26 protein-coding genes are annotated in these 25,595 nt (G+C 53.9%); 16 read left to right on the top strand and 10 right to left on the bottom strand.

Features of this window, described 5'->3' with window-relative positions; translation table 11 throughout:
• Window positions 1-9: 9 nt before the first annotated feature.
• Window positions 10-342, bottom strand: coding sequence for a HepT-like ribonuclease domain-containing protein (locus tag ACZA91_RS14815; RefSeq protein WP_463183073.1), 333 nt, complete (start codon window positions 340-342; stop codon window positions 10-12).
• 2 nt (window positions 343-344) lie between these two features.
• Window positions 345-704: a nucleotidyltransferase family protein gene (locus tag ACZA91_RS14820; protein WP_099534337.1), complete on the bottom strand. Its 360-nt coding sequence runs from the start codon at window positions 702-704 to the stop codon at window positions 345-347.
• A gap of 196 nt (window positions 705-900) precedes the next feature.
• Between ACZA91_RS14820 and ACZA91_RS14825 the strand changes: the two genes are divergently transcribed.
• Both ACZA91_RS14825 and ACZA91_RS14830 read left to right on the top strand, forming a co-directional pair.
• Window positions 901-1,317, top strand: a complete 417-nt coding sequence (locus ACZA91_RS14825) for a XisH family protein (protein WP_190530092.1) — start codon at window positions 901-903, stop codon at window positions 1,315-1,317.
• On the top strand, window positions 1,302-1,622 hold the full coding sequence (locus ACZA91_RS14830; protein ID WP_463183076.1) for an element excision factor XisI family protein: 321 nt from the start codon (window positions 1,302-1,304) through the stop codon (window positions 1,620-1,622). Before ACZA91_RS14825 ends, ACZA91_RS14830 begins: the two co-directional genes overlap by 16 nt.
• Here the strand turns inward: ACZA91_RS14830 and ACZA91_RS14835 are convergent.
• Together ACZA91_RS14835 and ACZA91_RS14840 are read right to left on the bottom strand one after the other, a co-directional pair.
• The gene (locus tag ACZA91_RS14835; RefSeq protein WP_463183078.1) at window positions 1,619-3,982 is read right to left on the bottom strand and encodes an NACHT domain-containing protein; all 2,364 of its coding nucleotides are present in this window, start codon (window positions 3,980-3,982) and stop codon (window positions 1,619-1,621) included. The two genes, ACZA91_RS14830 and ACZA91_RS14835, sit on opposite strands and share 4 nt — an antisense overlap.
• Window positions 3,983-4,050: 68 nt before the next feature.
• The gene (locus ACZA91_RS14840; protein ID WP_463183080.1) at window positions 4,051-4,890 is read right to left on the bottom strand and encodes a hypothetical protein; all 840 of its coding nucleotides are present in this window, start codon (window positions 4,888-4,890) and stop codon (window positions 4,051-4,053) included.
• Between the two features lie 470 nt (window positions 4,891-5,360).
• Between ACZA91_RS14840 and ACZA91_RS14845 the strand changes: the two genes are divergently transcribed.
• The 7 genes from ACZA91_RS14845 (at window position 5,361) to ACZA91_RS14875 (ending at window position 9,693) form a co-directional block, all read left to right on the top strand.
• Window positions 5,361-5,609 carry a hypothetical protein gene (locus ACZA91_RS14845; RefSeq protein ID WP_099534335.1) on the top strand — a complete coding sequence of 83 codons (249 nt, stop codon included), beginning with the start codon at window positions 5,361-5,363 and terminating at the stop codon, window positions 5,607-5,609.
• A gap of 234 nt (window positions 5,610-5,843) precedes the next feature.
• Window positions 5,844-5,981: a 50S ribosomal protein L34 gene (gene rpmH / locus ACZA91_RS14850; protein ID WP_099534334.1), complete on the top strand. Its 138-nt coding sequence runs from the start codon at window positions 5,844-5,846 to the stop codon at window positions 5,979-5,981.
• Between the two features lie 62 nt (window positions 5,982-6,043).
• On the top strand, window positions 6,044-6,466 hold the full coding sequence (gene rnpA / locus ACZA91_RS14855) for a ribonuclease P protein component (RefSeq protein WP_463183083.1): 423 nt from the start codon (window positions 6,044-6,046) through the stop codon (window positions 6,464-6,466).
• A gap of 100 nt (window positions 6,467-6,566) precedes the next feature.
• Window positions 6,567-6,953: a PH domain-containing protein gene (locus tag ACZA91_RS14860; RefSeq protein ID WP_099534332.1), complete on the top strand. Its 387-nt coding sequence runs from the start codon at window positions 6,567-6,569 to the stop codon at window positions 6,951-6,953.
• A 383-nt stretch (window positions 6,954-7,336) separates the two neighbouring features.
• Entirely contained in the window at window positions 7,337-8,563 is a 1,227-nt protein-coding gene (gene yidC / locus ACZA91_RS14865) for a membrane protein insertase YidC (RefSeq protein WP_099534331.1), read from the top strand.
• Window positions 8,563-9,057 carry a Jag family protein gene (locus ACZA91_RS14870; protein WP_099534330.1) on the top strand — a complete coding sequence of 165 codons (495 nt, stop codon included), beginning with the start codon at window positions 8,563-8,565 and terminating at the stop codon, window positions 9,055-9,057. The genes yidC and ACZA91_RS14870 overlap by 1 nt, the downstream gene beginning before the upstream one ends.
• Window positions 9,058-9,186: 129 nt before the next feature.
• Complete coding sequence (locus tag ACZA91_RS14875; protein WP_099534329.1) at window positions 9,187-9,693, top strand: YceD family protein; 507 nt, start codon at window positions 9,187-9,189, stop codon at window positions 9,691-9,693.
• 81 nt (window positions 9,694-9,774) lie between these two features.
• On the opposite strand, the gene ACZA91_RS14880 is transcribed toward ACZA91_RS14875, so the two are convergent.
• Window positions 9,775-10,437 carry a hypothetical protein gene (locus ACZA91_RS14880; RefSeq protein ID WP_463183085.1) on the bottom strand — a complete coding sequence of 221 codons (663 nt, stop codon included), beginning with the start codon at window positions 10,435-10,437 and terminating at the stop codon, window positions 9,775-9,777.
• Between the two features lie 65 nt (window positions 10,438-10,502).
• Window positions 10,503-11,063, bottom strand: coding sequence for a response regulator (locus ACZA91_RS14885; protein ID WP_099534327.1), 561 nt, complete (start codon window positions 11,061-11,063; stop codon window positions 10,503-10,505).
• Between the two features lie 339 nt (window positions 11,064-11,402).
• Here ACZA91_RS14885 and ACZA91_RS14890 point away from each other — a divergent pair, with 339 nt between their 5' ends.
• Both ACZA91_RS14890 and lipA read left to right on the top strand, forming a co-directional pair.
• Window positions 11,403-11,717 carry a hypothetical protein gene (locus tag ACZA91_RS14890; RefSeq protein WP_463183087.1) on the top strand — a complete coding sequence of 105 codons (315 nt, stop codon included), beginning with the start codon at window positions 11,403-11,405 and terminating at the stop codon, window positions 11,715-11,717.
• Window positions 11,686-12,606, top strand: coding sequence for a lipoyl synthase (gene lipA / locus ACZA91_RS14895; RefSeq protein WP_463183088.1), 921 nt, complete (start codon window positions 11,686-11,688; stop codon window positions 12,604-12,606). Before ACZA91_RS14890 ends, lipA begins: the two co-directional genes overlap by 32 nt.
• An 84-nt stretch (window positions 12,607-12,690) precedes the next feature.
• Here lipA and ACZA91_RS14900 read toward each other — a convergent pair whose 3' ends face one another.
• Window positions 12,691-13,227 carry a hypothetical protein gene (locus ACZA91_RS14900; protein ID WP_190531104.1) on the bottom strand — a complete coding sequence of 179 codons (537 nt, stop codon included), beginning with the start codon at window positions 13,225-13,227 and terminating at the stop codon, window positions 12,691-12,693.
• 480 nt (window positions 13,228-13,707) lie between these two features.
• Here ACZA91_RS14900 and ACZA91_RS14905 point away from each other — a divergent pair, with 480 nt between their 5' ends.
• The 5 genes from ACZA91_RS14905 (at window position 13,708) to ACZA91_RS14925 (ending at window position 21,788) form a co-directional block, all read left to right on the top strand.
• Window positions 13,708-14,703, top strand: coding sequence for an aspartate carbamoyltransferase catalytic subunit (locus ACZA91_RS14905; RefSeq protein ID WP_099532479.1), 996 nt, complete (start codon window positions 13,708-13,710; stop codon window positions 14,701-14,703).
• A 58-nt stretch (window positions 14,704-14,761) separates the two neighbouring features.
• Window positions 14,762-15,745 (top strand): DNA polymerase III subunit delta, encoded by a 984-nt coding sequence (holA, locus tag ACZA91_RS14910; protein ID WP_190530077.1) that lies wholly within the window; start codon window positions 14,762-14,764, stop codon window positions 15,743-15,745.
• A 225-nt stretch (window positions 15,746-15,970) separates the two neighbouring features.
• Window positions 15,971-17,044 carry a chemotaxis-specific protein-glutamate methyltransferase CheB gene (gene cheB, locus ACZA91_RS14915; protein WP_463183091.1) on the top strand — a complete coding sequence of 358 codons (1,074 nt, stop codon included), beginning with the start codon at window positions 15,971-15,973 and terminating at the stop codon, window positions 17,042-17,044.
• Window positions 17,045-17,130: 86 nt separating this feature from the next.
• Window positions 17,131-20,697: a DNA polymerase III subunit alpha gene (locus ACZA91_RS14920; RefSeq protein ID WP_463183094.1), complete on the top strand. Its 3,567-nt coding sequence runs from the start codon at window positions 17,131-17,133 to the stop codon at window positions 20,695-20,697.
• Window positions 20,698-20,717: 20 nt separating this feature from the next.
• Window positions 20,718-21,788: a hypothetical protein gene (locus tag ACZA91_RS14925; protein WP_463183096.1), complete on the top strand. Its 1,071-nt coding sequence runs from the start codon at window positions 20,718-20,720 to the stop codon at window positions 21,786-21,788.
• A 53-nt stretch (window positions 21,789-21,841) separates the two neighbouring features.
• Here the strand turns inward: ACZA91_RS14925 and ACZA91_RS14930 are convergent, their stop codons facing one another.
• The 3 genes from ACZA91_RS14930 to purM form a co-directional block, all read right to left on the bottom strand.
• Window positions 21,842-23,206 (bottom strand): esterase-like activity of phytase family protein, encoded by a 1,365-nt coding sequence (locus ACZA91_RS14930; RefSeq protein WP_463183098.1) that lies wholly within the window; start codon window positions 23,204-23,206, stop codon window positions 21,842-21,844.
• 206 nt (window positions 23,207-23,412) lie between these two features.
• Window positions 23,413-24,249, bottom strand: a complete 837-nt coding sequence (gene lgt / locus ACZA91_RS14935) for a prolipoprotein diacylglyceryl transferase (RefSeq protein ID WP_190531294.1) — start codon at window positions 24,247-24,249, stop codon at window positions 23,413-23,415.
• Window positions 24,250-24,385: 136 nt separating this feature from the next.
• Window positions 24,386-25,414, bottom strand: a complete 1,029-nt coding sequence (purM, locus tag ACZA91_RS14940; RefSeq protein WP_463183100.1) for a phosphoribosylformylglycinamidine cyclo-ligase — start codon at window positions 25,412-25,414, stop codon at window positions 24,386-24,388.
• Window positions 25,415-25,595: the final 181 nt, after the last annotated feature.

Consider the following 25,595-nt stretch of genomic DNA (forward strand, 5'->3'; position numbering starts at 1 on the left):
TCAGGTTAATTAGAATTCTCCATCTAGCAAACTTTTGAGAAGTGGTAACAGTTGGGGAAGTTCAAAATTCACCACATCTTGGATGATTTCCAAATTGATAACATCATACTCATGGACGACAAAATCCCGTAGCCCTGCCATTGCTTTCCACGGTATTTTCGAATGGTTAGTGCGAAACTCCATTGATAGGCGCTTGGTCGCTTCACCAATAATCGTCAAGCGCCGAATAACTGCATCATATTCTATTGTTCTGGCTTGGCTCCAATTATTTGATCGAGTATAGTTTTGAATGAGTTCAATCGAATCAATGATATCGAGAATCGCTTGCTGATCTCTGCTCATTTTTATACTCTGGAGACTTTATAAATTACTTGAGCGGCGTTGAGAATCTCTTGGCGACGTAGGGGATTGCGGCTCATTTCAAGTCCCTTTTTACTAATCAAGTCAACTTTACGTTGCAGTAATTTTTCTAGTTCTGATTGCAAATCAAAAAACTTGAAACCATAGTGCGCTTCCGGGGCGCTTTGATAGAGCAAATCAATATCGCTTGGATCAGCTCCGGTAGCCCGAAAGTCTGAGCGCAATACAGACCCAAACAGCGCTAGTTCTACGATCGCCCATTTTTCACAGAACTGCGCGATCGCTTGGGGGCTGGTTTGCAAGCGTTGATAGAGTTCTGTCACCGAGAGACCAGAGGGTGGCATGGGGCGATCGAGTGGGGTGGTTGCTGTCTAGTGTATCGGGCGGGAAATGGCAGCGGCTAGACTGGGAGTGAACAGCATTTGCGGAGGATGCCTATGTCTGTTTCACCCGCAAAATTCGAGTAAAGTGGAACGGCACGGACACTTTGATTGATGACCTGATTGAGTTGGGGTTACGGGAGGAAGATTTTTAACTGCCATGTCACGCCGAGATCTGTACCATGACGCTGTTCGCAATGCCCTAGAGAAGGATGGTTGGACAATCACCCACGATCCCTTGCCCTTGGGCGATCAAGAGCTATTGGTATTTGCTGATCTGGGCGCTGAAAAGCTTTTGGCAGCTCAACGGGGACTTCAAAAAATTGCAGTTGAAGTTAAGGTTCTTGGCGGAGTTTCTACAATTACTGAATTGCAGAAAGCGATCGGGCAATATGGTTTATATCGTTATCTGCTAGAGCGTGATGAGCCTGAGAGACGTTTATATTTGGCAGTTCCTCAGGAAATTTATTCTGAATATTTTTCAAAAGAAGTGATTCAGGGTTGGTTAATTCGAGAGCAAATTCAGTTACTAATTTTTGATCCTGAGCTGGAGGTGTTGCAATGGCTGGGGATGTAGATTTTCGGCAGGCGATTCAGACGGTTTTTCAGCGGTATGTGGGGTTGGCGCGAGCAGATCGGGGGGTGGAACTGATTGCGGTTTGTGATGGGGAAACGGGGAATTATCTGTTGATGAATGTGGGGTGGTCGGGGCGCGATCGCATCCACAGTGTGGTGGTGCATTTACGGGCGATCGGGGAACAAATTCGGGTGGAGTGGAATGGCACGGACACCTTGATCGATGACCTGATTGAGTTGGGGTTGCGGGAGGAAGATTTTGTGCCTGCGAGTCCCCGATCGCCTCTGTCCGCGATCGCGGGTTAGGGGTTGGGAACGGGTGGATAGGGTTTGCCTTTGGCGGCGTAGTAGGCCTCAATTTGGGCGATCGGGCGCAGCATTGTGGCTTCGATGTCTTGCCGCACTTCTCGGGACAAATAACAATCCGTATTCAAACATTCTGCCAACCGTAAATTGGCATCATTGTATTTCCTTAAAAGTGCTTTTTGCTGTTCAGAAAACTGCCAATCATGACCAATATTACGATGCTCAATCATCACAGCTCGTAAAGATTGAATCCAATTTTGACCTTCATTTTTCCACCACTCTTCTTTTTGGTTCAAGGGCAAGCCTCGTATTGGGTCTAATTGGCTCTGCAGATCAGTTAGTTGATCTATTAGTAATTGGCTATTTAACTGGTAGGCATAAGCAATAGCAGATGCAAGGTCAGGAATAAAAGCGAGAGCAAGACCAAGTTCAAGATCAAGGCCGATTTCGTGAATACGAACGACAGCGAGAATAACATCATGATTACGATCAAGAGCATGAGTAAGATCATGAGTATGTGCAAGATTGTAAGCTAGAAAAATAGCTAACTTGTCAGGCTGATCTGTGTTTAAGTGATGAGCATAGGCATGGTCATGTGATGAAGGAATATAACAAATACTTGCTTGAGTAAGATAAAAAGCGATTACCACTTGCAGGTTGTACGGTGTTTGTATCGAGTCTGCTTTCTCAGTTGCCCAGGCTAAAACAGCCTGAAGTTTCGGGTCGTCAGCCAATAAATTGTCAGTTCTCTGCTTTAGAGTTAATAGTAATTCATCACCCTGTTGAATACTATTGGCAATCAGCAAGATGACTTCTCGCCAATTTTTTTCGAGCAAATTTCGAGCTAGAATCTTCCAGTCTTGACTAGCAGCAATTGCTTGTGCTGCAAAATATTCATGAAAAGTCAAATGTGAAAAGGCATAGATTCCACAAGACTGCTCTACAAGTAGTCCATGCTGGGCAACAATTGATCGTAAAACTGCTTCACCATCCAGTTGTGAGATCTCAGGATCATATTTGGCATCAGGTAGATCATGAATATATTTTGTAATCCATTCTTCAGCCACACCTTGATCAAAGAAATACGCTCCTTCTTGAAATGTTGCCAGCGCCAGTCGTGACAGCAAATTTTTTTTACGGTCAACTGATAGGTTTTTATAGACTTGATCGCGTTGAATCTTTCGTTTAAGATCCCACTTTTTCAGAAGCAGATCTACTCCTTCCTCGTAGAGCTTTGCTCGATTGGTCGAAAAATTACCACTTTCACTAAAAATCAAGCAGAGCAATGTCAACAGCAGCGGATTGCTGGACAATTCTAAAATAGATTTGTTGCTTCTTGAATTCTCTAAGAATTGATTAGCCTTGAACAAATCTTGATGATGCTCAAACCAGTTGATGACAAATTGCTGAATTTGGCTATTTGAGAAATCAGCTATTTCGACTTCAGTAAAATCTTCAAAAATATATTCCTTTGCAGCAATTCGGCAAGTGGCAACAATATGAATTTCTGGAAAACGCTCAACCCAAGACTCAATTTCTCGAATTGCTCGGTTCGTATGAGCTTCTAATACTTCATCTAGTCCATCTAATAAGACTAAAATCTTGCCGCTTTTAAGGAGCTGATTCAAAACTATATCTGAATTAGCAATGCCCCAGTCTGACCACTGACGGGCTATAAAATCCAGAAAATTCGGCTGTCCTGGCGATTCTGTCCATGTTTTGAGTTCAAGGAATATGGGTATATGGTCACTCAAAATTTCTTCATCGAGGCAAGCAGTTACTAAGTGTTTCAAGAACGTGCTTTTTCCCGCACCAGGCTTGCCCCAAACTATCAGTGCCTTGTGTTTTTTGACTGCTTCCAAGCTCGAAATTCGATTTTCTGGAGCCTTGCCTGATCGAAGCAGTTCTGATGGGCTAAGTCGTCGATTAGCTGTCAGCTTTTCTAGCACATCTACTTGGACATAAATCTCGTCAAGAGGAATCGGGCTGCTAGCCGTTAGCGGTTTAATGTTTTGTCGTCTTAGGTAAGGATCAAGCTTACGTCGCACCCACGCCACATTGATCGCATCCGATGCCACGCTCGGAGCAGGCGGCTCACTAGTTGCTAACTCAGCCACTTCCTGCCAATTCAACCCCAGCAGATCGCACAACCCAATAAAAATTCCCCGATCGACCGGTTCGCCCTTAAACGCCTTGGCAACCGTCGCCCGCGATACGCCTTGATCATCTTGGCCATCCCGCTTGCGGTACTGAACAAAATCCCCGATCGAACTTTTGTTGTAGCGGCTGTTTTTCAGGGCTTCAGTCAGCTTTTGGCAACCGGCTGCCGTAGCTTTCAGCGATCGTTCGTTGCGGGCCATGGGGCGATCGAGTGGAGAACCACCTCTATTTTGCGAGAAACCCCGCGCGATCGGCTATGGATCAACCGCTACAGCCCACCCGCCGCCAACAGATCGCGCAAATCATCCTGCAAACTCAGCCGCTCTGCCCAAGTCGCCAAATAGGCGCGATCGAGGCGATCGCCCTGAATTTTGACAATCCCCAAACAATCCCGCCACTGCTTTTCCGATCGGAAACTGCGCCGCCACAACAACTTCGCCAACACCACATCCTCAGCCGTGGCAATGTAGTGAACCGGAATCCCCGGCGCTTCCACCCGATACCGCCGCTCCAGGGCAGAACGCTCAAACGGAGTCTGCTGCGACAGGATCAAATCGGCATTGTCAATGCGATCGCGGTGGATGATGTTGATCGTGTGGTGCAGCGGTTCCGCCACATAAAAACCCGCCGCTTCCAGGGTTTGGGTCAGCGCCGAGAGTTGCGCCCCATCGATCGCCAGCAAAATATCCAAATCCGTCGTAAACCGTGGCTCACCCCAAATAATCGCCGCCTGCCCACCAGTCACCAAGTAGGGAATCGATCGCTGCTCAAACAGTTCATGCAGTTGAGCCAAAATCGCCGACTGATCTTGCTGCCAAGTCATGGGATCCCCGCCATAGGTCAACCGCTCCAAGCCACCATCGCCCAACCGATCGCCCAAAATCGCCCGCGCAAATTCCTGAGCGATCGCCAAATCACTCGCCGTTGCAGGCAACCGCTGCCGAGCCGCCCACAGGGCCAAACAACGCCCCTGGCGCTGCAAACCACAGACCCGTTGCCAGCGCTGCTCGATCGACTGCGATCGCCACAGCTTAAACCACAGGCGATCGGCCGCCGGATGAATATCAACCGCTTGGGTTTGGTACGCCTCAGTCGATCGAGAAGGCATGAACTAAATCCTGAGAGACAGGCGATCGCGCAACGAGACTTTGGGGGGAAAGCAACTCCATTCTGCGAGCAACAAGGCGCGATCGGCTATCTTCCCCAGACAAGAGATTTAAACCCTGTCGTCAAATCGCCCAAAACCCTAATGATCTCGCTGTCCCAACCGATCAGTCGTAGGGGCGGGGTCTCCCCGCCCAGTCCCCGTGATCCTGGCGTGTTCCCAGGGGTGGACAGGTTTGTAGCGATCGCTCAGGTTAGGGTTGGGAGACCCAACCCCTACGGCGATGGAAATGACGACAGGCCCGAAACCCGTTGCCCCCACCGACCTCACCCGCCCAGCGAGATCGCCGGGGCGATCGATGTCTTTGACAAAAATCAGACAGTCTGACAAAACCCGGACACTTTACTCAGACCACGTTTCAGCGATTTCAGGCAATCCTTGAATTGTTCCAGAAATCACCGGAGTCACCTCCCATGAAACGCCCCCAGATCTATCAACAACTGCTGATCGTTTCCGTTCTGTTCACCGCTCTCTCGGGTGGGGCCGCCATCCACCTGGCCAACCAGCCGCAGATCAATCCCCAACAGTCCGAACTGTTCCAAACCTTCAAAGGCCTGTTTGAAAAAGGCGTGTTGGGCATCGGCGGCCTGGTGCTGGGCAAAATGACCGGCTACTTTCCCGATCGACCCCCCAGCAATCCCGACGACAACACCGATCAATAGAATCGCGGCCCCGCGCGACTTCGCGGATCTCCGGCTAACGCACCGGCTCGTGATATCATCGAAAGTCGCGCTTTCTAACACCTAGACAGGCGCAAAATTTGTTGAACCTATTTATATGGACTGCCAAGCCAGACAGCAGTTGGGTGCAGCCGTGAACCGTTCCCGTGCGATCGCCCCCGCTCCCGTTTGGTCAACGCTTAGTCCGCCAATCGCCCACTCGGAGCTAGCCCAACCATGACCAAGCGTACTCTTGAAGGAACCAATCGCAAGCGCAAGCGTGTTTCCGGCTTCCGTGCCCGGATGCGGACTAAGAACGGTCGCCGCGTGCTGAATGCTCGTCGCCGTCGCGGTCGCGCTCGGTTGGCGGTTTAAGGATTGCTCACCGGCAGTCCGCTCCAGGGTGGTTGAGCGATCGCCCCTACACCCAAACGTGCATGGCCTTACCCCAAGCCTACCGACTTCGACATCGCCATGACTTTGACCGAGTGTATCGGCAAGGCAAACGGTATCGCAGCAAGCACCTAACCCTTTGGGTCTACCGGCCACTGGCAAGCCCCGCGATCGCCCCCAGCGAACCATCGGCGGCCGTTGCCCCCACGCTGCCCACCCTGGCCCCGGCTCCGAAAGTTGGCATCAGCATCAGCCGCAAAGTTGATAAACGCGCCGTTGTGCGCAATCGGCTGCGGCGACAAATTCACGGTATTTTGTGCCAGCACTTGCCGACCATGCCCCTCGGTTGGCTGGCGGTGATTAGTGTGCGTCCAGCCATGCCCCTGTGTCAGTACCCCCAAATTCTGCAAGAATTGGAGCAGTTGCTGACCGCCGCCAAGTTGGATTTGGAGCAAGCCAGCGTTTAGACCGTTGTGTTTGCGCTGTTGATTTTGCGCGATTCATCAGGGGCGGCGATCGCCCAATTCGCCCCATTTGGCCCGCACTGAACCTTACGAGCACTGGACTATGGGTATCAAGGAAGATGTTTACTATGAGGGCGGCCCCCACCGTGGCGATTTGATCGTCAATTTGCTGTTGGGTCTAACTGTGATTTGCCTGCCCTTAACCATCGGCTCGATCGTGCGGGCCTTTTGGTTGCGCTATCGCATCACCAGCCGCCGTATTTCAATCACCAGCGGTTGGCAAGGGCGCGATCGCTCCGATGTGATTTATCCCGAAATTCGCGCCGTTGTGGCCGTGCCCCGGGGTTGGGGTGCTTGGGGCGATATGGTGCTGACCCTCAAGGATGGTAGCCGCCTGGAAATGCGATCGGTTCCCAACTTCCGAGCCGTCGCCGACTACATCAACGAGCGGATCGGCGCAGCGGCCCAAACCGCCACCAGCAACCGCTAAACCGCCCGATCGCCCCCTCGCTGCTCATGTTCAACCCTCCTGCTTGCACGGCCTTGTGGCTTCCGGCGGAGGGTTATGTGTTGATTGGGCTGTGATGGATGGGCTGTGTTGATTGGGCTGTGACGAATGGGGCGGCATCGGCGGCCCGCAGCCAGGGCGGTAGTCCCCACTTGATAACCACCCCCCAAGGGCCCCCACTTTGCATAAGCTGAAGTCACATCTTTGGGCTAGGGCAGCTCTGGTTCATGGGGTGAGCGTTCGGCTCGATCGAGTCACCCTTGGCCAGCCGCGCCGTTTTGCCTCTGTTTAACGAATCGTTGACCGCCCGTTGACGGTTTTTTGATAACTTTTAACAACTCGATCGCACAACCGACGCAACGCGCATGGATTTCGGAGTTGGATTTCTCTCAAACAACGTCATGCTGCCGATCCTGGATTTTTTCTATGGAATCGTGCCCAGCTATGGCCTCGCCATCATCGCCCTGACGCTGGTGGTGCGCTTTGCCCTCTATCCGATCAGCGCTGGCTCCATCCGCAGTATGCGGCGGATGAAGATCACCCAGCCGATCATGCAGAAAAAGATCAAGGACATTCAAGAGCGCTACAAAAGCGACCCCGCAAAACAGCAGGAAGAACTCAGCGCCGTTTACAAGGAATTTGGGAACCCCCTGGCCGGTTGTTTCCCGATTCTGGTGCAAATGCCCGTACTGATTGCCCTGTTCACCACCCTGCGCGGCTCGCCGTTTGCGGATGTGCCCTACTCCGTGAATCTGCAAATTTTGCCCCAGGAGCAAATTGAGCGGGTGCAACCGGAAGCGTTTGCCACCCCGCCCAAGAACATCTACATTTCCGACAGCACCCACTATCCCGTGGTTGGGTTGCTGCCCGGTGGCACGCGCCTGGCCGTGGGTGACACTACCAAGCTGGAGTTCCAAACGCCCGAAGGCAAAACCTTGAACACCCTGGCCACAGAAGCCGGTGGGGACATTGATCTCTCGCCCAAGTGGCAGGTGATGAAGGGAGCCGAGCGGGTGCAGTTGGGCCCCAACGGTGAAATCACGGCGCTGCAACCGGGGGATGTGACCCTGCAAGGGACGATTCCCGGCCTGGCGGCGAGCAAGGGCTTCCTGTTCATCAGTGCGCTGGGCCATGTGGGCGCAGTGGACGATGAGGGGATCCACTGGGATATTGTGGCGATGGTGCTGCTGTTTGGTTTGAGCCTTTATGTCAGCCAATCGATTTCCAGCCAAGGGGCAACGGATAACCCGCAACAGGCGGCGGCTAATAAGCTAACGCCGATTATCTTTTCGGGGATGTTTCTGTTTTTCCCCCTGCCCGCTGGGGTGCTGATGTACATGGTGGTGGCGAACCTGTTCCAAACGGCCCAAGCGTTCATTTTGTCTCGGGAACCGCTGCCGGAGAATATCCAAAAGATGGCGGAAGCTCAGGGCATTGTGGATGTGAAGGCGGTGGCGGTGGATGGCGCGACGGGCCGGCTGCCGTTTGAACCCAAGGGCACGAAGGCCAGCAGCCCGGCGAAGAATCAGCCGAGCAAGGGCCCAGGCAACAAACCCAGCACGAACAACAACAAGCAAAAGGGCAAGTCGTGATGAGTGATCCGGGCGATCGGGGACGAATTTGGCTGGAGGGGCTGCTGGCGCGCTTGGGTTTGCCGACCCAGGTGCAAGCCCAGCACGACCCGATCGATAATGCGCTGAACTATTGGCTCACGATCGATGGTTCGCCCTGGTCTCCGGAGCAAATCACCAGCGTGGTGGGTGAAGCGGGGGTGACCCTGGATGCGATGCAGTATTTGGCGAATATGCTGCTGAATGTGGGGGTCGATCGGGATGACCATTGCGGTTACACGATCGAACTCAACGGCTACCGGGCCCAGCAACGGGCCGAGCTGGAGTCAGTGGCGGCCAATGCGGTGTCGCAGGTTCGTGAAACGGGGGAGTCGGTGGCGATCGACTCACTCTCCTCATCCCAACGCAAACAGCTCCACGCCATGCTCGCGGCCTACAGCGACATCGCCACCCACAGCGAAGGCCAAGAACCCCACCGCCGGTTGGTGGTGGCCCTGAAGTCAACCGAAGCCTAGCTTGACCCGCGCCGCTGGGCCTTGGGGGTTCGGCGGTTTGGGTTGGGCTGGCCATTCGGGAATGGCCCTCGGTCTGCTGCCAGTCCCGATCGCACCCATCTTTACCCTCCCCGCTGCGGGGTTCCTACCGTGGATTCGGTCTATATTCCCCACATCCTGAAGGCCACCAATCGGACGATCGGTTGGGAATTCAAGGATTTTCTGCCAGGCTTGGAAACCCTCACCCCCGTGCGCGGCAAGTTGCGCGTGGTTCACCGGGGCAATTTCCTGGAGGTGTCGGCCCAGGCGGAAGGAATTGTGACTCTCACTTGCGATCGCTGCCTTTGTCAATACAATCAGCGGCTGGTGGTCGATACCCAAGAGCCGATTTGGTTGGATGAGGCGGCGGAGTCCAAAGATTTACCCCTAGAACGAGAGATCAGCGCTGAGGATTTGCAGGAGTCCCTGTCGCCAACGGGTTATTTTTATCCCGAAGATTGGCTCTATCAGCAATTTTGTCTTGAATTGCCGGCCCAGCAGCTTTGTAGCGAAGACTGCCAAGGAATTTTGGAGCCGGAAGACGCTGCGGAAACGCAACCGGCGATCGATGCCCGTTGGTCGGCCCTGGCTTCCCTGAAGAACCAACTCGATCGCTAAGGTGCAATCTTGTGACGGGTCTGGGCCCTGGCTGGCCTTGTGGCTAGCAATCTTGTGGCTAGCAATCTTGTGGCTACGGGCCTAGCGGGCTTGGCAACGGGGCGGCATTTCCATCAACGTCAAGGGTTCCAGCGGCGGATTGCCCACCCATTGGCGCTGAATCTCGCAATGACTCACCTGAAGGGCTGGGTTCGATCGCCCCTGAGCATTGACCTTGAGCTGAATTTGATAATCCGAGGGCAAATTGCGGGCAAAGGGTTTATTCACCAGCACCTGTGTCCAGCGTAGCGGCGTTAGCTCCGGGGGCGATCGATGCTCACCCATCACCCAAGCGGTGTCCGCATTGCCGCTGGTGTAGATGCGGTACTGCTGATTGAGCTTGGGCGACACCAGCGCACCCACCCGGGCTTGTAGTTCTGCGCCGTCGCGGGCAAACCGCCCATACTCCTGATAAAACATCTGCTGGGCCCGCACCACCGATCCCACCGTGGGCTGCAAGGGAGAGCCACAGGCACAGGCCGGCGGCGAGGCCACCCAAACCAGACCGCCCGCCAGCACCGTGCTCACCCCCAGAGCGCTGGTCAGCCAAGGAGAAACCCGCCAAGCGAAGAATGGGTGCTGCTGGCTGGGTGTGATGGGGCGATCGGGTGCTGGTTGTCCGTCGTTGGGTTGGTCGCCACGGTTTGCACCAAAATCCGTCTCAAAATCAGAACTTTGAAGATCAGAACTTTGATGCTGTTTCATACCGGTGCTTTTGAAGTGGGCTAAGGCGGCGGCGGGGTCATGCCAGCGGGCCGGCGGCGCATGAACTAGCGCAACTTTTGCTTAATGAATGTCACAAGCTGGGTTAACTGCTTCTTCAGTTGATCCACTTCCGCTTGCAAGGTCGCCACTTTTTGCTCCAGGGCCTGGATTTCAGCGGCGGAAGCACCCGGCGCAGCCACGGGCGCGGCGGCCGGTGCAGCCACGGGCGGCGGGGCCACGGCCGGAATCCGCGAGGCAATCCGCATTGCTTCTTTGATGGATTCGATTAGCTCTTTCTTTTCAAAGGGCTTTTCGATGAAGGCAAATCGCTCGAAGGGTTCCGAAATTTTTTCGGTCACTTCTTCTTTGCGCCCCGACATCACCAGCAACGGAATCGCTTGCAGGTGGGGTTGGGTTTGAATTTCTTGATAGACTTCCCAGCCGCTCTTTTTGGGCAACAGGAAATCCAACATGATCAGGTTGGGATGTTCTTGCTGAATGAGCTGTAGCCCTTCGAGTCCGTCTTTGGCTTCGAGAACCTCAAAGTTTCCGGCTGGCAACATTTCTTTGACGCGCTGCCGAATCACTTTGCTGTCATCGATGACGAGGATTTTGTGTGTTGCCACGACTTTCTCCTTAGGCTTGCGTGCAGACGATTCGGGAGTGATAGGGGCGATCGCCCTTCAAGGGGGCGGCGCGCTGCATGAAAAGTTAGGAAGCGATCGCTCAAGACCGCATTCAGCCACCATCGGGGCCGAAAACAGGCTGGCAATGGATACCCCTGCTTAAGATACGAGCGATCGGGACTCTCCGGTAGTCTCCAGGGGAAATATCTGGAAAAATCTTTCCGAAAACTCCCGAAGACCGTTGCAAATCCTGGGGTTGAGTCCGCCAGGGATGTTCAGCGATGTTTCCAGGTCACTGGATCGACAGCCAAGGCCCTTGGGCATCTGCGATTCCAGTATATGGCGATCGTCCCGAGGTTTGAAAAGCCCCGCCGCTGGTGCGATCAGTTTCCCGATCGCGAGTGCTGCTGTTTCCAAGCTTGCCCCCATGCGCGATCGCCCGGCACGGCTTCCCAAAATCAGCCAACCATCGCCCCCAAACTGCGCCTTGCAATTTTCCCCCAAACGCCCCCAAGCGCCCCCAATTTCTTCTCAAAATTTCCCCAAACAGCGGTCAAACAATCGCCCCGCAATTCTTACGCCACAATAGGGGAAATTCATTTGCAAAATCCATTTGCCGCCTGTGTCGCCGTCCTCTTCTTCCAGTGCCGCTAGTGCCCCCAGTTCCGCTGTGCCCGAAGGGTTGCCCACCTGGCTGAAACCACGCTTGGGCCGGGCCAGTGAGTTAGCCGAAGTTCAGCGCATCATCAAGCAGCGGCAAATTCACACCATTTGCGAGGAGGGCCGTTGCCCCAATCGCGGCGAGTGCTATGCCAATCGAACCGCCACATTTTTGTTGATGGGGCCCGTTTGTACCCGATCGTGCGGCTTTTGCCAGGTGGACAAGGGCCATGCGCCAATGCCGATCGACCCGGAAGAACCCCGTAAGGTGGCGGAATCGGTGGCGCTGTTGGGGTTGCGCTATGTGGTGCTGACTTCGGTGGCGCGGGATGATTTGCCCGATGGGGGGGTGAATGTGTTTGCACAGACAATCGCCGCCATTCGATCGCAATCCCCTGGCACGGAAATTGAAGTGTTGACCCCGGATTTTTGGGGCGGCCAGCCCGACCCCCAGGCCAAGCAGCGATCGCGGGTGGAAGCGGTGGCGGCCCTGCGGCCCGCTTGCTATAACCACAACCTGGAAACGGTGGAGCGGCTGCAAGGGCCCGTGCGGCGCGGTGCTAAGTATCACCGATCTCTGGATGTGTTGCGCTGGGTGAAAGAACTGGATCCCACCATTCCCACCAAGTCCGGGCTGATGTTGGGTCATGGGGAAACGGAAGCGGAAATTTTGCAAGCCCTGGAAGATTTGCGATCGGTGAATTGCGATCGGCTGACCTTGGGCCAATACCTACGCCCGTCCCTAGACCATTTACCCGTCCAAAAATATTGGACACCGGCAGAGTTTGACCGCCTGGGAGCGCTGGCCCGCGAGCTGGGATTTACCCAGGTGCGATCGGGGCCCTTGGTGCGCAGTTCCTACCATGCGGGGGAGGCGGATTGAGCTGAATGATTGCCCGTAGTTGCCGATGATTGCCCATCGTTGCCCCAATCATTGCCCATGGGTTGATCTCGCCTGGTCACTGCCTTATAGGCTCAAGGGGCGATCGCCGTCGGTGAAATAGACCCGATCGACCGGCCAAAGTCGATTGCGCGTGAGGGTCGCCTGCAAACTGCCAAACAGGGTTAACTGTTCGCAACTGGACAGGGATTGGAACTTGCGGCGGCCATCGGGATTCAAGCGCAGGTCAATGGTGACCGATCGCTTGGCCGTGTCCAAGCTGATGCGATAGTGGCGCAGGTCAAAGGCCGGATCGGGTTTGTCGCCGGTTGCTTCAATCAACAGCCGCCCCACGGCCGCTTCCAAGGGCCGATCGCGCGGAACTTTCACCGACTGGGCCACCAAGCCTTTGCAAGCACCGTCCGGCTTATACAGATCCACCGAAACCGTGTCGGGCAGCGGATCCGAATCGATTGCCGCCGCCTGGGCGGAAGGGTCGCCGGTCAAATTACAGCCCGCCAACCCCGGAACCATGGCCAGGGCCAGCAGCGCCAAGGCCAAAGGAGCGCGGCGAGGGGTGGCGGGTCGCGAAGCCTGAGAAAACTTGGGGCGATCGAGCATCATGGCGAAAATTCCAACGAGGAGTAGTGCTGAAGGGGGGCTGAAAAGAAGGTGACTCAATCTTGCCGGTTTGGGCCAGCCAGCGTCTCCGAACTGGAAAGCTTTCTGAATTGGGTCTGAATGGAGTCTGAATGGGGGCCAGATCCCTGATTGGTCGGTGGCGGGGTGGCGCTGGGTCGGGGGCTGAATGGGGTGTTTAAAATCTAGTGCTGATTGGGTGTTGATTGGGTGCTGAGTCGCTGTTTTGATTGGGTGCTTGGTCGTTGATTGGCCGGTGCTTGATCGGTTCTTCAAAGGCGCGATCGCCCAATCCGTATAAACCACCGCGCAAATAAACCACCGCGCAAACCGCCGTGCCAGTTCCCGTGTGAACGATTAATCGGCCCCTGATTCGATCGCCCAGTCAAATCCCCTCCACCAGCGCACCCGTTTGCGCTGCATTTGCGCTTCAATGGATTGCTGGCCCGCATTTCCCCTCGCCCCATGACCACTGCAAGCTGGACGCACCGCCACGTCTTATCGTTGGCGGAGTTCTCGCGCGAAGACTACGACACTGTGTTGACCACCGCCGCTAGTTTTCGCGAGGTGTTGTCCCGTCGCACCAAAAAAGTGCCCACCCTTCAGGGGCAAGTGGTCACCAACCTGTTTTTTGAACCCTCGACCCGCACCCGCAGCAGTTTTGAGCTGGCGGCCAAGCGCCTGTCAGCGGATATTCTCAACTTTGCGCCGGGATCCTCTTCGCTCACCAAGGGAGAGACGATCCTAGACACGGCCAAAACCTATTTGGCCATGGGGACGGACATTATGGTGATCCGGCACAAGCAGGCCGGCGTACCCCAGTCGATCGCGGCGGAGATGGATCGGCTGCAGTCCGGGGTGAGTGTGCTGAATGCGGGGGACGGCCAACACGAACACCCTTCCCAGGGATTGTTGGATCTGTTCTCCATCTGCCAGGTGTTGAATCCCCAAAAACCGTCGATCGGGGACTTGCGGGGCAAAAAGGTGGCGATCGTGGGCGATATTTTGCACTCACGGGTGGCTCGATCGAATCTGTGGAGCCTGACGGCCGCCGGGGCAGCCGTGCATTTGGCCGGGCCGCCAACCCTGCTACCTCGGGAATTTGCCCAATTTTTGCCGCCAACGGCCGATCGATCGCCCCTCCAAATTCATTGGCAACTGGAGCCGGCCTTGGCCGATGCGGACTTTGTGATGACCCTGCGGTTGCAACAGGAACGGATGAGCCAACACCTGCTGCCCAGCTTGCGGGAATATCACCAACGCTATGGCATTACGCGCGATCGACTGCGGCTCTGTCAGCCCCAAGTGCGGGTGTTGCACCCGGGCCCCACGAATCGCGGTGTGGAGTTGGCTTCCGATGTGATGGATGACCCGGCCCTGAGCTTGGTTCCGGATCAGGTGACCAGCGGCATTGCGGTGCGCATGGCGTTGCTTTACCTGATCGGGGGCGGCAAAGGCTAACCCATTAGCCCATTCTCCAGTCAAGCATCCGGGGGCGAGTTCGCCACCGTTTAACAAAATGCCGGTTTATTGGTTTTGGGGTGAGGATGATTTTGCGATGCAGCGGGCGATCGACCCGTTGCGATCGCGTGTGGATGCGGCTTGGGAAAGCTTTAATTTTGAAAAAATCCCGCCCGATCGCGAGGATGGCCTGCTGGCGGCCCTGGCCCAGGCGGTGACTCCTCCCTTTGGTGCGGGCGATCGGCTGGTGTGGCTGGCGGAAACGGCCTTGGCCCAGCGCTGTCCCGACGATTGGTTGCGAGAGCTGGAACGCACCCTGCCCCAAATTCCCGACAATGCCATTTTGCTGCTCACCTCCCGCCAAAAGCCCGATGGCCGCCTCAAGTCCACTAAATTGCTCCAGAAGGCCAAAAACACCGAAATTCAGGAATTTTCCCCGATTCCTCCCTGGAAAACGGAGGAGCTGTTGCAACAGGTGAAACGGGCCGCCCAAGCGATGAAAGTGAAAATTAAACCTGAAGCGGCGGAACTGTTGGTGAATGCGGTGGGCAACAACACGCGCCAACTCTATAGCGAGCTGGAAAAGCTGCAATTATTTGTGGGCGATCGCCCGATCGCCAAGGAAGATATTCACCACCTCGTTTCCGTTTCCACCCAAAGCAGTTTGGAGCTGGCGAAGGCCATTTCCCTGGGGCAAATTTCCCAAGCTTTGAAGCTGATTGCGGATTTGATCGCGCGGAATGAAAATCCTTTGCGAATTCATGCTTCTCTGGTCACCCAGTTTCGGCTGTGGCTGTGGGTGAAGCTGATGCTTGATCGGGGCGAGCGGGATGATTTGGTGATTGCCAAGGCGGCAGATTTGGGCAACCCCAAGCGACTTTTTTTCATTAAGAAAGAAGTGCAACCTATGGGACTCAAAGCACTTCAAAAAAGCCTCCAGCTTCTCTTGGAGCAGGAAACCCTCCTGAAGCGGGGCAGCGACCCGATCGAAACGCTGCAATCTAAGGCGATTGAACTCTGTTTGCTGTTCCAAAAAAACTAAGCAGCAGAATCATTTTCTTTAAAAAAAGCAATGGCTCGAACAGGATCAGAATCTCAAAAAATAATCAGCAAATGGTCGGCTAATGGATCGGCTAATTGATTAAATCCTTGCTGGTTTTAGCTTCAAACCCCCAGAAATTTGCGACAATAGGCATAGGACAAAAAATCAGACAAAGATTAATTGCCTCCCGATTTGCAGCACCAAAATTTCAGGCAGGGAATACCAGTGGCTCCACCCCCCATCCGAGTGCTGTTGGTTGAAGATTCCGAAATTGCCATCCGGCTCCTGCGGCGGGCGATCGAGAGTACCGGTGCGCTGCAAGTGGTGGGCACGGCCCGCACAGGGCTGGAGGGGTTGGAACTGCTGGAAACGACCTATCCCGACGTGATTTGCACGGATTTGCACATGCCGCGCATGAATGGGCTGGAATTGACCCGCGAGGTGATGGGGCGATCGCCCCGGCCCATTTTGGTAATCAGCAACTCCGTTCGCGAAGACGATCGGCGCACGGTGTTTGAGTTGCTGGAGGCGGGTGCGGTGGATGTGTTCCCCAAACCGGTGATGAGTTCGCCGGAACAATACGCTCAAGTGGCGGCCCAGTTAGTTGCCAAGATTCGGGTGCTGGCGGGGGTGAAGGTTTTCAAGCTGCGGCGATCGCTATCCCCCTCACCGTCACCCACGATCGCGCTGCCGTCGGTGCTGGTGCAAGGGCCAGCGATCGAACGGGCGATCGGGGCGATCGGCGCTTCCACGGGCGGCCCCCAGGCCCTGCGGGAGATTTTGAGCCAATTACCATCGCGTTTTCCCCTGCCGCTGGTTTGCGTGCAACATATCAGCACGGGCTTCTTGCGGGGATTGCTGGATTGGCTCAGCCTCAATTGCGCGCTGTCGATTCAAATTGCCCAAGCGGGCCAAACCCCGCAGCCGGGCGTGATTTACTTTCCGCCGGAAGGTCACCAATTGGAGTTTGATCTGCAAGGGCGGTTCGTCACCTTTCGCACGGAGCCGGTGGATGGCCATTGCCCTTCGGTGACGGCCACCTTTCGCGCCATGGCTCGGGTTTTTGGCAAACGGGCGATCGGGATTTTACTGACGGGCATGGGCAACGACGGCGCAAAGGGCCTGCTGGAACTGTCCCAAGCGGGCGGCTGGACGATCGCCCAAGATGAGGCCAGTTCCGTGGTGTTTGGCATGCCCCGAGCGGCGATCGAGCTGGGCGCGGCCAAACAGGTGCTCCCCCTCAGCTCGATCGCCCTGCATTTGGTGGAACGCAGCGGCAGCCTGGCCCGTTCCGGCTGATTAACCCCGCAGGCACTCGCGTCCGGGAACCCGATAGGCCACAATGGAGAGCGCATCATCCATCGGTTCGATCGAGTTCTCCTGCCATGTCCTTTGTTGGTCTCCACATCCACAGCGATTACAGCCTGCTTGATGGGGCGAGTCAACTGCCCGCCTTGATCGATCGGGCCATGGAATTGGGAATGCCCGCGATCGCCCTGACGGATCACGGAGTCATGTATGGGGCGATCGAACTGCTGAAAGTTTGTCGCGGCAAACCCATTCGCCCGATCATTGGCAACGAAATGTATGTCATCAATGGCAGCCTTGATGACAAACGAAAATTACCGAAATATCACCAAGTTGTCCTGGCAAAAAATAAACAGGGCTATAAAAATCTCGTTAAATTAACCACCGTTTCCAACCTGCAAGGGGTGCGCGGAAAAGGCATTTTTGCCCGTCCTTGTATTAATAAAGAACTACTAGAAACCCATCGCGAAGGTCTAATCGTCACCAGTGCTTGCTTAGGGGGCGAAATTCCCCAAGCCATCTTGGCCGGGCGTTTTGACGTGGCGGAACGGGTTGCCCAATGGTACAAAGAAATTTTTGCCGATGATTTTTATTTAGAACTGCAAGACCATGGCTCCCAGGAAGATCGGGTGGTGAATGTGGCCTTGGTTCGGCTAGCCCGCCAATTCGATATTCAACTGATTGCCACCAACGACTCCCACTTCATTTCCTGTTTTGATGTGGAAGCCCACGACGCATTGCTTTGCATCCAAACCGGCAAACTAATTACAGAAGATAAACGACTGCGCTACAGCGGCACGGAATATCTGAAATCGGCCGAAGAAATGGCCCAACTGTTCCGCGATCACCTCACCGATGATGTGATTCAAGAGGCCATTAACAACACCCTTAAGGTGTCTGCAAAAATTGAAGATTACAACATCTTGGGTCAACCCCGGATTCCTGACTTTCCGGTTCCTCCCGGTCACACCGCTGACACCTACGTGGAAGAAGTGGCTTGGCAGGGCCTTTGTCAACGCTTGGGTTTGGCCTCTCGACAGGAATTGATCGATCGACATCCTGAATATGTGGAACGCCAAACCTACGAGCTGGAAATGTTGCAACGCATGGGCTTTTCGGCCTATTTCCTCGTAGTTTGGGACTACATCAAATTTGCTCGCGATCACAATATTCCCGTGGGTCCCGGTCGGGGCAGTGCTGCCGGTTCCCTAGTTGCCTATAGCCTTGGCATTACCAACATTGACCCAGTACACCATGGCTTGCTGTTTGAGCGATTCTTGAACCCAGAACGGAAATCCATGCCCGATGTGGATACGGATTTCTGCATTGAAAAGCGGGATCAAGTAATTGATTACGTCACCCAAAAATACGGAACCGATCGGGTGGCGCAAATTATTACCTTCAACCGGATGACCTCGAAAGCCGTGTTGAAGGATGTGGCGCGGGTGTTGGATATTCCCTACGGGGAAGCCGATCGAATGGCGAAAATGATTCCCGTTTCGCGGGGCAAGCCAGCCAAGTTGAAAGTGATGGTTTCCAATGAAACGCCTGCCCCCGAATTTAAGGAAAAATATGACAAAGATGAGCAGGTTCCCGGCGCGCTACCGGGGGTGACCTATCGCCGCTGGCTAGATATGGCGATGCGGATTGAAGGCACGAACAAAACCTTTGGGGTTCATGCGGCCGGCGTGGTCATTTCCGCAGATCCCCTGGATGAAATCGTGCCGCTGCAACGCAACAATGATGGCTCAGTGATCACTCAATATTACATGGAAGATATTGAGGCCGTTGGATTGCTAAAGATGGACTTTTTGGGTCTGAAAAACCTAACGATGATCCAAAAAACCATTGACCTCATTGAGCGTACCAGTGGCAAAACCATTGATATTGACAGTGTGCCGGAAGATGATCCCCATGCTTACAAACTGCTGGCAAGTGGTGATTTGGAAGGGATCTTTCAGTTGGAATCTTCCGGAATGCGCCAGGTGGTGCGGGATTTGAAACCGTCCAACTTGGCTGATATTTCTTCAATTTTGGCCCTCTATCGACCAGGCCCCCTTGATGCTGGTCTGATTCCACAGTTTATTAACCGGAAACACGGTCGAGAGGCGATCGCCTATGACCACGAAATGTTGGAACCCATTTTGAACGAGACCTATGGGGTTTTGGTGTTCCAAGAACAGATCATGAAGGTGGCCCAAGAGTTGGGGGGCTATACCTTGGGTGAAGCGGATCTGCTGCGACGGGCCATGGGGAAAAAGAAAAAGGAGGAAATGGAAAAACACCAAAGCATTTTTGTCGATGGGGCCGCACGCAATGGCATCAAGAGCAAAATTGCCGAAAGTTTGTTTGACCAGATGGTGAAGTTTGCGGAATATTGCTTTAACAAATCCCACTCGGCAGCCTATGGCTATGTGACCTACCAAACGGCTTATTTGAAAGCCAATTATCCCGTTGAATATATGGCGGCGTTGCTGACTTCCAACAGCGACGATCGGGATAAGGTGCAAATGTATATTGCCAGTTGTTTGCGCCTGGGAATTGATGTGGAGCCACCGGATATTAATCGATCGGATGTGGACTTCACACCGCTCAAGGATGCGTCAGGAAAACGGGGCAAAATTCTGTTTGGCTTAGGCGCAGTTCGGAACTTGGGATTGGGGGCGATCGAGTGTTTATTGCAGGCGCGATCGGAAGGTGGTTCCTTTAAATCTTTGGCTGATTTGTGCGATCGAATTGACTTGCGATCGGTCAACCGGCGGGCCTTGGAAGCATTGGTGCAGTGCGGTGCATTGGACTGCTTGCAGGCTAATCGCCGTCAATCGATGGCTGATTTGGAGTTAATTATCGACTGGGCCCATAGCCGGGCCAAGGATCGAGCCAGCGGCCAGGGCAATCTGTTTGATTTGTCTATGGGACTGGAATCCGCAAGCCATGCCAAAACGCCAGACAATGTGTTGGATTTGGCTCCCAAAGCGCAACCGATGGAAGATTATCCCAAACAAGAACGGTTGAATTTGGAGAAGGAATTACTCGGATTTTATATTTCCGATCATCCCTTGAAGGATATTCAAAAACCCTCTCGATTGTTGGCTCCCATGAACCTGTCAGAACTGGGCGAGCGACCCGATGACAAGGCAACGGTCAGCGCCATTGTGATGTTGAATTCCGTGAAGCCGGTGGTGACCAAAAAGGGCGATCGAATGGCCATCGTGCAAATTGAAGACCTGACTGCTCAGGCGGAGGCGATTGTGTTTCCCCGGGCCTATGAGCGAATTCACCCACTGATTCAGCCCGATCGACAGTTGATGATTTGGGGCAAGGTCGATCGCCGTGATGATCAACCCCAATTCATCATTGAAGATGCGGAACCTGTTGACCAAATTCAACTGTTAACGATCGAGATTTCTGCCGATTTGGCCGGCAACATTGAACAACAACACCAGTTACGAACCTTGCTGCTGAATTGGGCGGGGGATGATGCCAAAACGCCCGTGATTGCCATTGTGCGCGGGGAGGATGGCCGCCGTGAATTAGTGCGGTTTGGCCCCCAATTCCGGGTGCGCGATCCGGGAGCCGTCACCCACGCGCTTTCCAACGCGGGATTCGCTGCCCGATCGATGGCCTTGGTCAGTGCGTCCTAGGGTTGAGAGGGTTTTATAAAATGCGAATTTTGGTGGCGATTCCGCACTTTTTTCGTCCTGACGCTGATGGGAAATATGGTTCCGCCAGGCGCGATCCCCGGCCGCGAATTGCTGCCCTCAGCCAAGGAATTCAGGCACTGCATAGCCTTTTCAATGCTCGCCAAATTGCCTTCCAAGATCAGCCCCAACAGGGACTACAAATTCAACAGGTGAACCAATGGACAAGTTGTGAACTAAATATTCTGCTTTGCACAACGGGCGATCGCCATTTGTTGTCACAATTACCCGTCAGTCGCCATCTTTTTCAGCATATTGCCCTAGATTGTCCTGATCGGGAGTTGGGGTTTTATTGCCAGCGAGTTTTGGGCGATCGGCTCTCGGAAAATTATGACTATTATTGTTATTTGGAAGATGATTTAACCATTCGTGATCCCCTATTTTTTCTGAAACAACAATGGTTTCAGTCACTTCTAGGCGAAACCGCTATCTTGCAGCCCCATCGCTTTGAATGGTCAAATCCGTGGCTCAATAACTCTTTAGCAACCAATTCTTTGGCAACCGGTGAAGTCGGTGAATGCTCTGACTCATCTACCTCGCATTTAGTCAGCTCAACCCATCCTGATGTACTAGGCAGCAATCATCCAGAAAGCCATCATTCAGCGAACTATCACAAGGTCTATGTTGATCCAGACTTTGAAAGCAAAACTGGCCAAAATCCGGGATTTGCCCACCATTTCACTGAGCGGCGCGTTTTGGTTGGCCAGTTTCTCGGTCAACCGATCCAATTCCAACGAGCGGGAAATCCCCACGCGGGTTGCTTTTTTCTGACCCGATCGCAAATGACCCTTTGGGCTTCGACAGTGGACTTTGGGCAACCCAGCAATCAGTTTATTGGCCCCTTGGAAAGTGCTGCTTCGCTCCACCTCATGCGCTATTTTCGGGTCTATAAACCGGCGCTATCATGGGCCAACTTTCTGGAAATTGAGCATTGGGGACAGTACAACAGCCAAGACTTGCTGAATAACCTGCACTTAGTGCAATTTCAGCCCAAAGTGGTTTCCTATGCAGCCAACAATTTTCCTAACGGATGATTTGATGGCTTGCTCCACGAATTCAGTACTCAGCTAACTGCTTACTGAGCCTCTTACTGAGCCTTAAAACCATCCAGTGCCAATAAGATAAACTGGGTTACTTGGGCTTCTCGAAAGTTATTGTCACTCACCAAAATGATGCTTTGGCGACCGTCTGGTAACTGGGGGCCAAGGGTCAATCCTTCCAAGTTATCGATCGGGATGCCCAGGGTTTTAAAGTCCAGCAGTAATTTTTTATAAGCGGGTTTCACATCGGGTAAAGCCCCCCGCAAATTGGCATAGCTGGAGGTGTCTGTGGCGGTTCCTAATTCCACCTGAAAGAGTTTGGCTCCAAAGCCTTCTAGGGGGTCAAAGGTGCGCTCCAAACTGAGGAAATGACCGCCTTGATCAAGGGGCATCAAATCCACCAAACCGTTACTAATGGCGGTGCTGCTGGCCGGATCCATTTCGTACAAATGCTCAGAAATGGGAAATGGGGGCCCGTCGCCCAAACTGAAATGTAAAATGCGCGATCGGGACGGAATCGTGGGGCGATCGCCCTCGGCTTTCTCGGGTTTCGGCTCCAAATCTTGGGCCAGGTTTTCTTCGGTGGCTGTGAACGCCCGAAACGGCTCCACAGGGGAGGGGTTCGTTCCCACGGGCACAATGCCCAGCGCCTCAAAACCCAAATTATCGCGAATTCCTTGGGGCGAACCGTCCGCCGCGTTGCCGGGTAGATAGCGACTGGGCAAGGGCAGGGGCGATCGCGTGGCCATGCCCGTTTTGCGATCGAACTCACGAATCATGGGCGGAATGCCCTGTTTTACGTCGCCTTCGCTGGAAATTAAAACCGTATTTCGTGGGGTAATTGCTAACCCTTCAGGATCAATTTCTCCTGCTGCAAAAGGCTCACCCGATTCATCTCGTAAAATGGTGACATTTTCAACCGTCACGCGATCAATAGTCTGCCCCGTTTTGACCGATGAAGGCGCTGAATTTTGATCAGAAATAGAGGCCCCAGAAGGATTAGGATTGTCGGTCGATCGCCAGGAAATTTTGAGCGTATAGAACCTTGCGGGAGCCAAGTTGGAGCGATCGTCAGAAAGGGCCAGAAATTGATCGGTTTGGCGATCGTATGCCAAGGCCGAAAGCCCTCCCACGGGCGTGTCCATGACCTGTTGAGCGGGCAACAAATAGGCCCCCAAAAAATCAACGGACAATGGCAATAGCAACCGAGACTCTGCACTAACTTGGGGCAATCCACAACCGCCCACCATCAATCCAAAACAAATGAGCAAGGCCAGGCCGCGATGGGCCAAGCATCCCTTGCCGATCGCTTGCAGTCCAGAATGCCAGCCGAAGCCATCGAACCTGGTTATTTTGGATAGGGATCGGAACCAAGGTTCCAAGAAGTTGCGATCGGGTGGGCTGCTGTGCATGGCGATCTCCAACGATCAAGGAAACGGGTTTACTTGGCTGGTAATTCTGTAGCTTTGTTAGTTTGGTTTTGAGTTGGCTTGGTTTTGATTTTTTGACCGTTGAAGATCTCTATTTTGGAGTCTTAACTGGGGAGCTTTATTGCCCTAATTTTTCAGCCTAATTCCTGTTCTGCTGGGTTACCTCTGATAATTATTAGAATGGAGCCTTAACCATTGGAAGCTTCGTGACCCACGCTCACCACATCAGGCAGCGATCGACGAAGTTTATAGAGCCAAAACAAACCCAAACCGCCCAAAATTACCCCGGTCAAACTCACCATCTGGGCCATGCGCAGGGGGCCAAACATCAGACTATCGGTGCGTAAACCTTCAATCCAAACTCGACCTAAACTATAGGTCACAGCATAAACACAACCGATCGTCCCGGGTCGCAAATTGGGTAACCGCAAAAAGAGGGTCATTAATAACCCAAAAACTCCCAAATTCCAGAGCGATTCGTAAAGAAATGTGGGATGAAAATACTCAAATCCTTCATAGCCCAAGGGACGACGATCGGGCGGAATATAAAGCTTCCAAGGTAAATCCGTTGGCCGCCCAAAGGCTTCGGAGTTAAAGAAATTGCCCCACCGCCCGATCGCCTGGCCCAAAATCAACGAAGGCGTAATGACATCCACCAACTGCCAAAAGGGAATTTTGTTGAGGCGAGAAAACAGCAACAATGCCGCCAAGCCACCCAAAATAGCGCCATGAATTGCAATGCCGCCTTCCCAAATGGCGATGATCCGCTCTGGATGGGCTGCATAGGCTGACCAATTAAACAGCACGTAATAGATCCGAGCGGCCGGCAAGGCAGCTAACACCAACCAAATGGAGACATCGGCAACCAAATCCCGATCGATTCGACGCTTAGTTGCCAGCCATTGAGATAGGCTCACGCCCGTCATCAGGGCGATCGCAATTAAGAGTCCATACCAGCGGATGATGAGCGGGCCAAATTTCAGAAAAACGGGCCCTGGCGAAGTGAATTGCAAGGCAAGTGGCAGCACAACAGCTCTCTCAAACGCAACAGCAATGACAGGATCAAAACTTCTTCCAAACCGACTTTCAGCCGCTTCCAATCAGAAGGAAGAATGCGAAAAGTCGGCAACAATAGCCAGAAAGCTAATGAACCAGCCCTGATTACAACAGCCCTAGAATTTCGCCATTACCTGCCACCACTTCGCCTAATTGCCAAGCAGCAATTCCCAATTGATTGAACTGCGTCAAGGCAGCCGCAGCTTCAGCAGCAGGCACCAAAACCACGAAGCCCACGCCCATATTAAAGGTATCGAACATGGCTGCGGTTGGCACATCGCCCGTTTGGGCCAACCACTGGAACAGGGGGGGAATTTGCCAACTGTTGCGATCGACCGCTACGGCTTGGTTCGGCCCCAGGGTGCGCGGCAAGTTCTCCGGCAGCCCGCCACCGGTAATGTGCGCCATGCCATGGATCGACAGGTCAGACTTCAGCAAGTTCAAAATGGGCTGAACATAGATTTGGGTGGGCGTGAGTACCAGCTCACCTAAGGTACGATCGCCCGTCAGCCCTTCTACTCGATCGCCCCAAGTTAGGCCCGCCTGTTCAACTACCTTGCGCACCAGGCTAAACCCATTGCTGTGCAGTCCTGAGCTGGGCAGGGCGATCGCCACATCACCCACCTGCACCTGAGCACCGGTCAGGAGGCGGCTGCGCTCGGCAATGCCCACGCAAAAGCCCGCCAAATCATATTTTCCTTCGCTATAGAATCCCGGCATTTCGGCCGTTTCGCCGCCCAGCAGAGCACAACCCGCCTGCTCACAGCCGATCGCAATGCCTTCCACCACATCGGCCATAGCCTCCGGGCGCAGTTTGCCCGTGGCGATGTAGTCCAGGAAAAAGAGGGGTTCGGCTCCAGAGGTCAGCACATCGTTGACGCACATGGCCACCAAATCAATGCCCACGGTGTTGTGTTGACCGGTTTTTTGGGCAATTTCCAGCTTTGTACCCACGCCATCGGTTCCGGAAACCAATACCGGCTCCTGATAGCCCGTGGGCAGCGCAAAACAACCGCCAAAGCCGCCCAGTCCCCCAAGCACCTCAGGACGGAAGGTGCGTTGCACGCGATCGCGAATGCGATCCACAAAGGCGCGACCCGCTTCAATATCGACCCCTGCTTCCCGATAGTCCACGGTTGCTGTTCCTCTCGAAGTCGCCCGCCGCTCCTGAGGGAGACTTTCCTTGAGAAATAATCCCTTGAGAAGTAATCCCTGAAGAAATAGTCCCTTGAGAAATAACCCTTGAGAAATAAATCGTTGGGGGCGGGGCGCTGAACGGCATGGATTTTAGCATTCAGGTTGCCGCAAGCACTAT

The sequence above is a fragment of the Limnothrix sp. CMB-01 genome (assembly GCF_055193175.1).

Bases quoted from the DNA above. Each gene is read 5' to 3' on its own strand.
- ACZA91_RS14840 (WP_463183080.1), bottom strand. From the start codon at position 4,890: ATGCCTTCTCGATCGACTGAGGCGTACCAAACCCAAGCGGTTGATATT.
- ACZA91_RS14860 (WP_099534332.1), top strand. From the start codon at position 6,567: ATGGGTATCAAGGAAGATGTTTACTATGAGGGCGGCCCCCACCGTGGC.
- ACZA91_RS14820 (WP_099534337.1), bottom strand. From the start codon at position 704: ATGCCACCCTCTGGTCTCTCGGTGACAGAACTCTATCAACGCTTGCAA.
- ACZA91_RS14815 (WP_463183073.1), bottom strand. From the start codon at position 342: ATGAGCAGAGATCAGCAAGCGATTCTCGATATCATTGATTCGATTGAA.
- ACZA91_RS14880 (WP_463183085.1), bottom strand. From the start codon at position 10,437: ATGAAACAGCATCAAAGTTCTGATCTTCAAAGTTCTGATTTTGAGACG.
- ACZA91_RS14900 (WP_190531104.1), bottom strand. From the start codon at position 13,227: ATGATGCTCGATCGCCCCAAGTTTTCTCAGGCTTCGCGACCCGCCACC.
- ACZA91_RS14870 (WP_099534330.1), top strand. From the start codon at position 8,563: ATGAGTGATCCGGGCGATCGGGGACGAATTTGGCTGGAGGGGCTGCTG.
- ACZA91_RS14890 (WP_463183087.1), top strand. From the start codon at position 11,403: ATGGCGATCGTCCCGAGGTTTGAAAAGCCCCGCCGCTGGTGCGATCAG.
- ACZA91_RS14930 (WP_463183098.1), bottom strand. From the start codon at position 23,206: ATGCACAGCAGCCCACCCGATCGCAACTTCTTGGAACCTTGGTTCCGA.
- ACZA91_RS14845 (WP_099534335.1), top strand. From the start codon at position 5,361: ATGAAACGCCCCCAGATCTATCAACAACTGCTGATCGTTTCCGTTCTG.
- ACZA91_RS14825 (WP_190530092.1), top strand. From the start codon at position 901: ATGTCACGCCGAGATCTGTACCATGACGCTGTTCGCAATGCCCTAGAG.
- ACZA91_RS14830 (WP_463183076.1), top strand. From the start codon at position 1,302: ATGGCTGGGGATGTAGATTTTCGGCAGGCGATTCAGACGGTTTTTCAG.
- ACZA91_RS14920 (WP_463183094.1), top strand. From the start codon at position 17,131: ATGTCCTTTGTTGGTCTCCACATCCACAGCGATTACAGCCTGCTTGAT.
- holA (WP_190530077.1), top strand. From the start codon at position 14,762: ATGCCGGTTTATTGGTTTTGGGGTGAGGATGATTTTGCGATGCAGCGG.
- rpmH (WP_099534334.1), top strand. From the start codon at position 5,844: ATGACCAAGCGTACTCTTGAAGGAACCAATCGCAAGCGCAAGCGTGTT.
- ACZA91_RS14835 (WP_463183078.1), bottom strand. From the start codon at position 3,982: ATGGCCCGCAACGAACGATCGCTGAAAGCTACGGCAGCCGGTTGCCAA.
- yidC (WP_099534331.1), top strand. From the start codon at position 7,337: ATGGATTTCGGAGTTGGATTTCTCTCAAACAACGTCATGCTGCCGATC.
- rnpA (WP_463183083.1), top strand. From the start codon at position 6,044: ATGGCCTTACCCCAAGCCTACCGACTTCGACATCGCCATGACTTTGAC.
- ACZA91_RS14905 (WP_099532479.1), top strand. From the start codon at position 13,708: ATGACCACTGCAAGCTGGACGCACCGCCACGTCTTATCGTTGGCGGAG.
- ACZA91_RS14925 (WP_463183096.1), top strand. From the start codon at position 20,718: ATGCGAATTTTGGTGGCGATTCCGCACTTTTTTCGTCCTGACGCTGAT.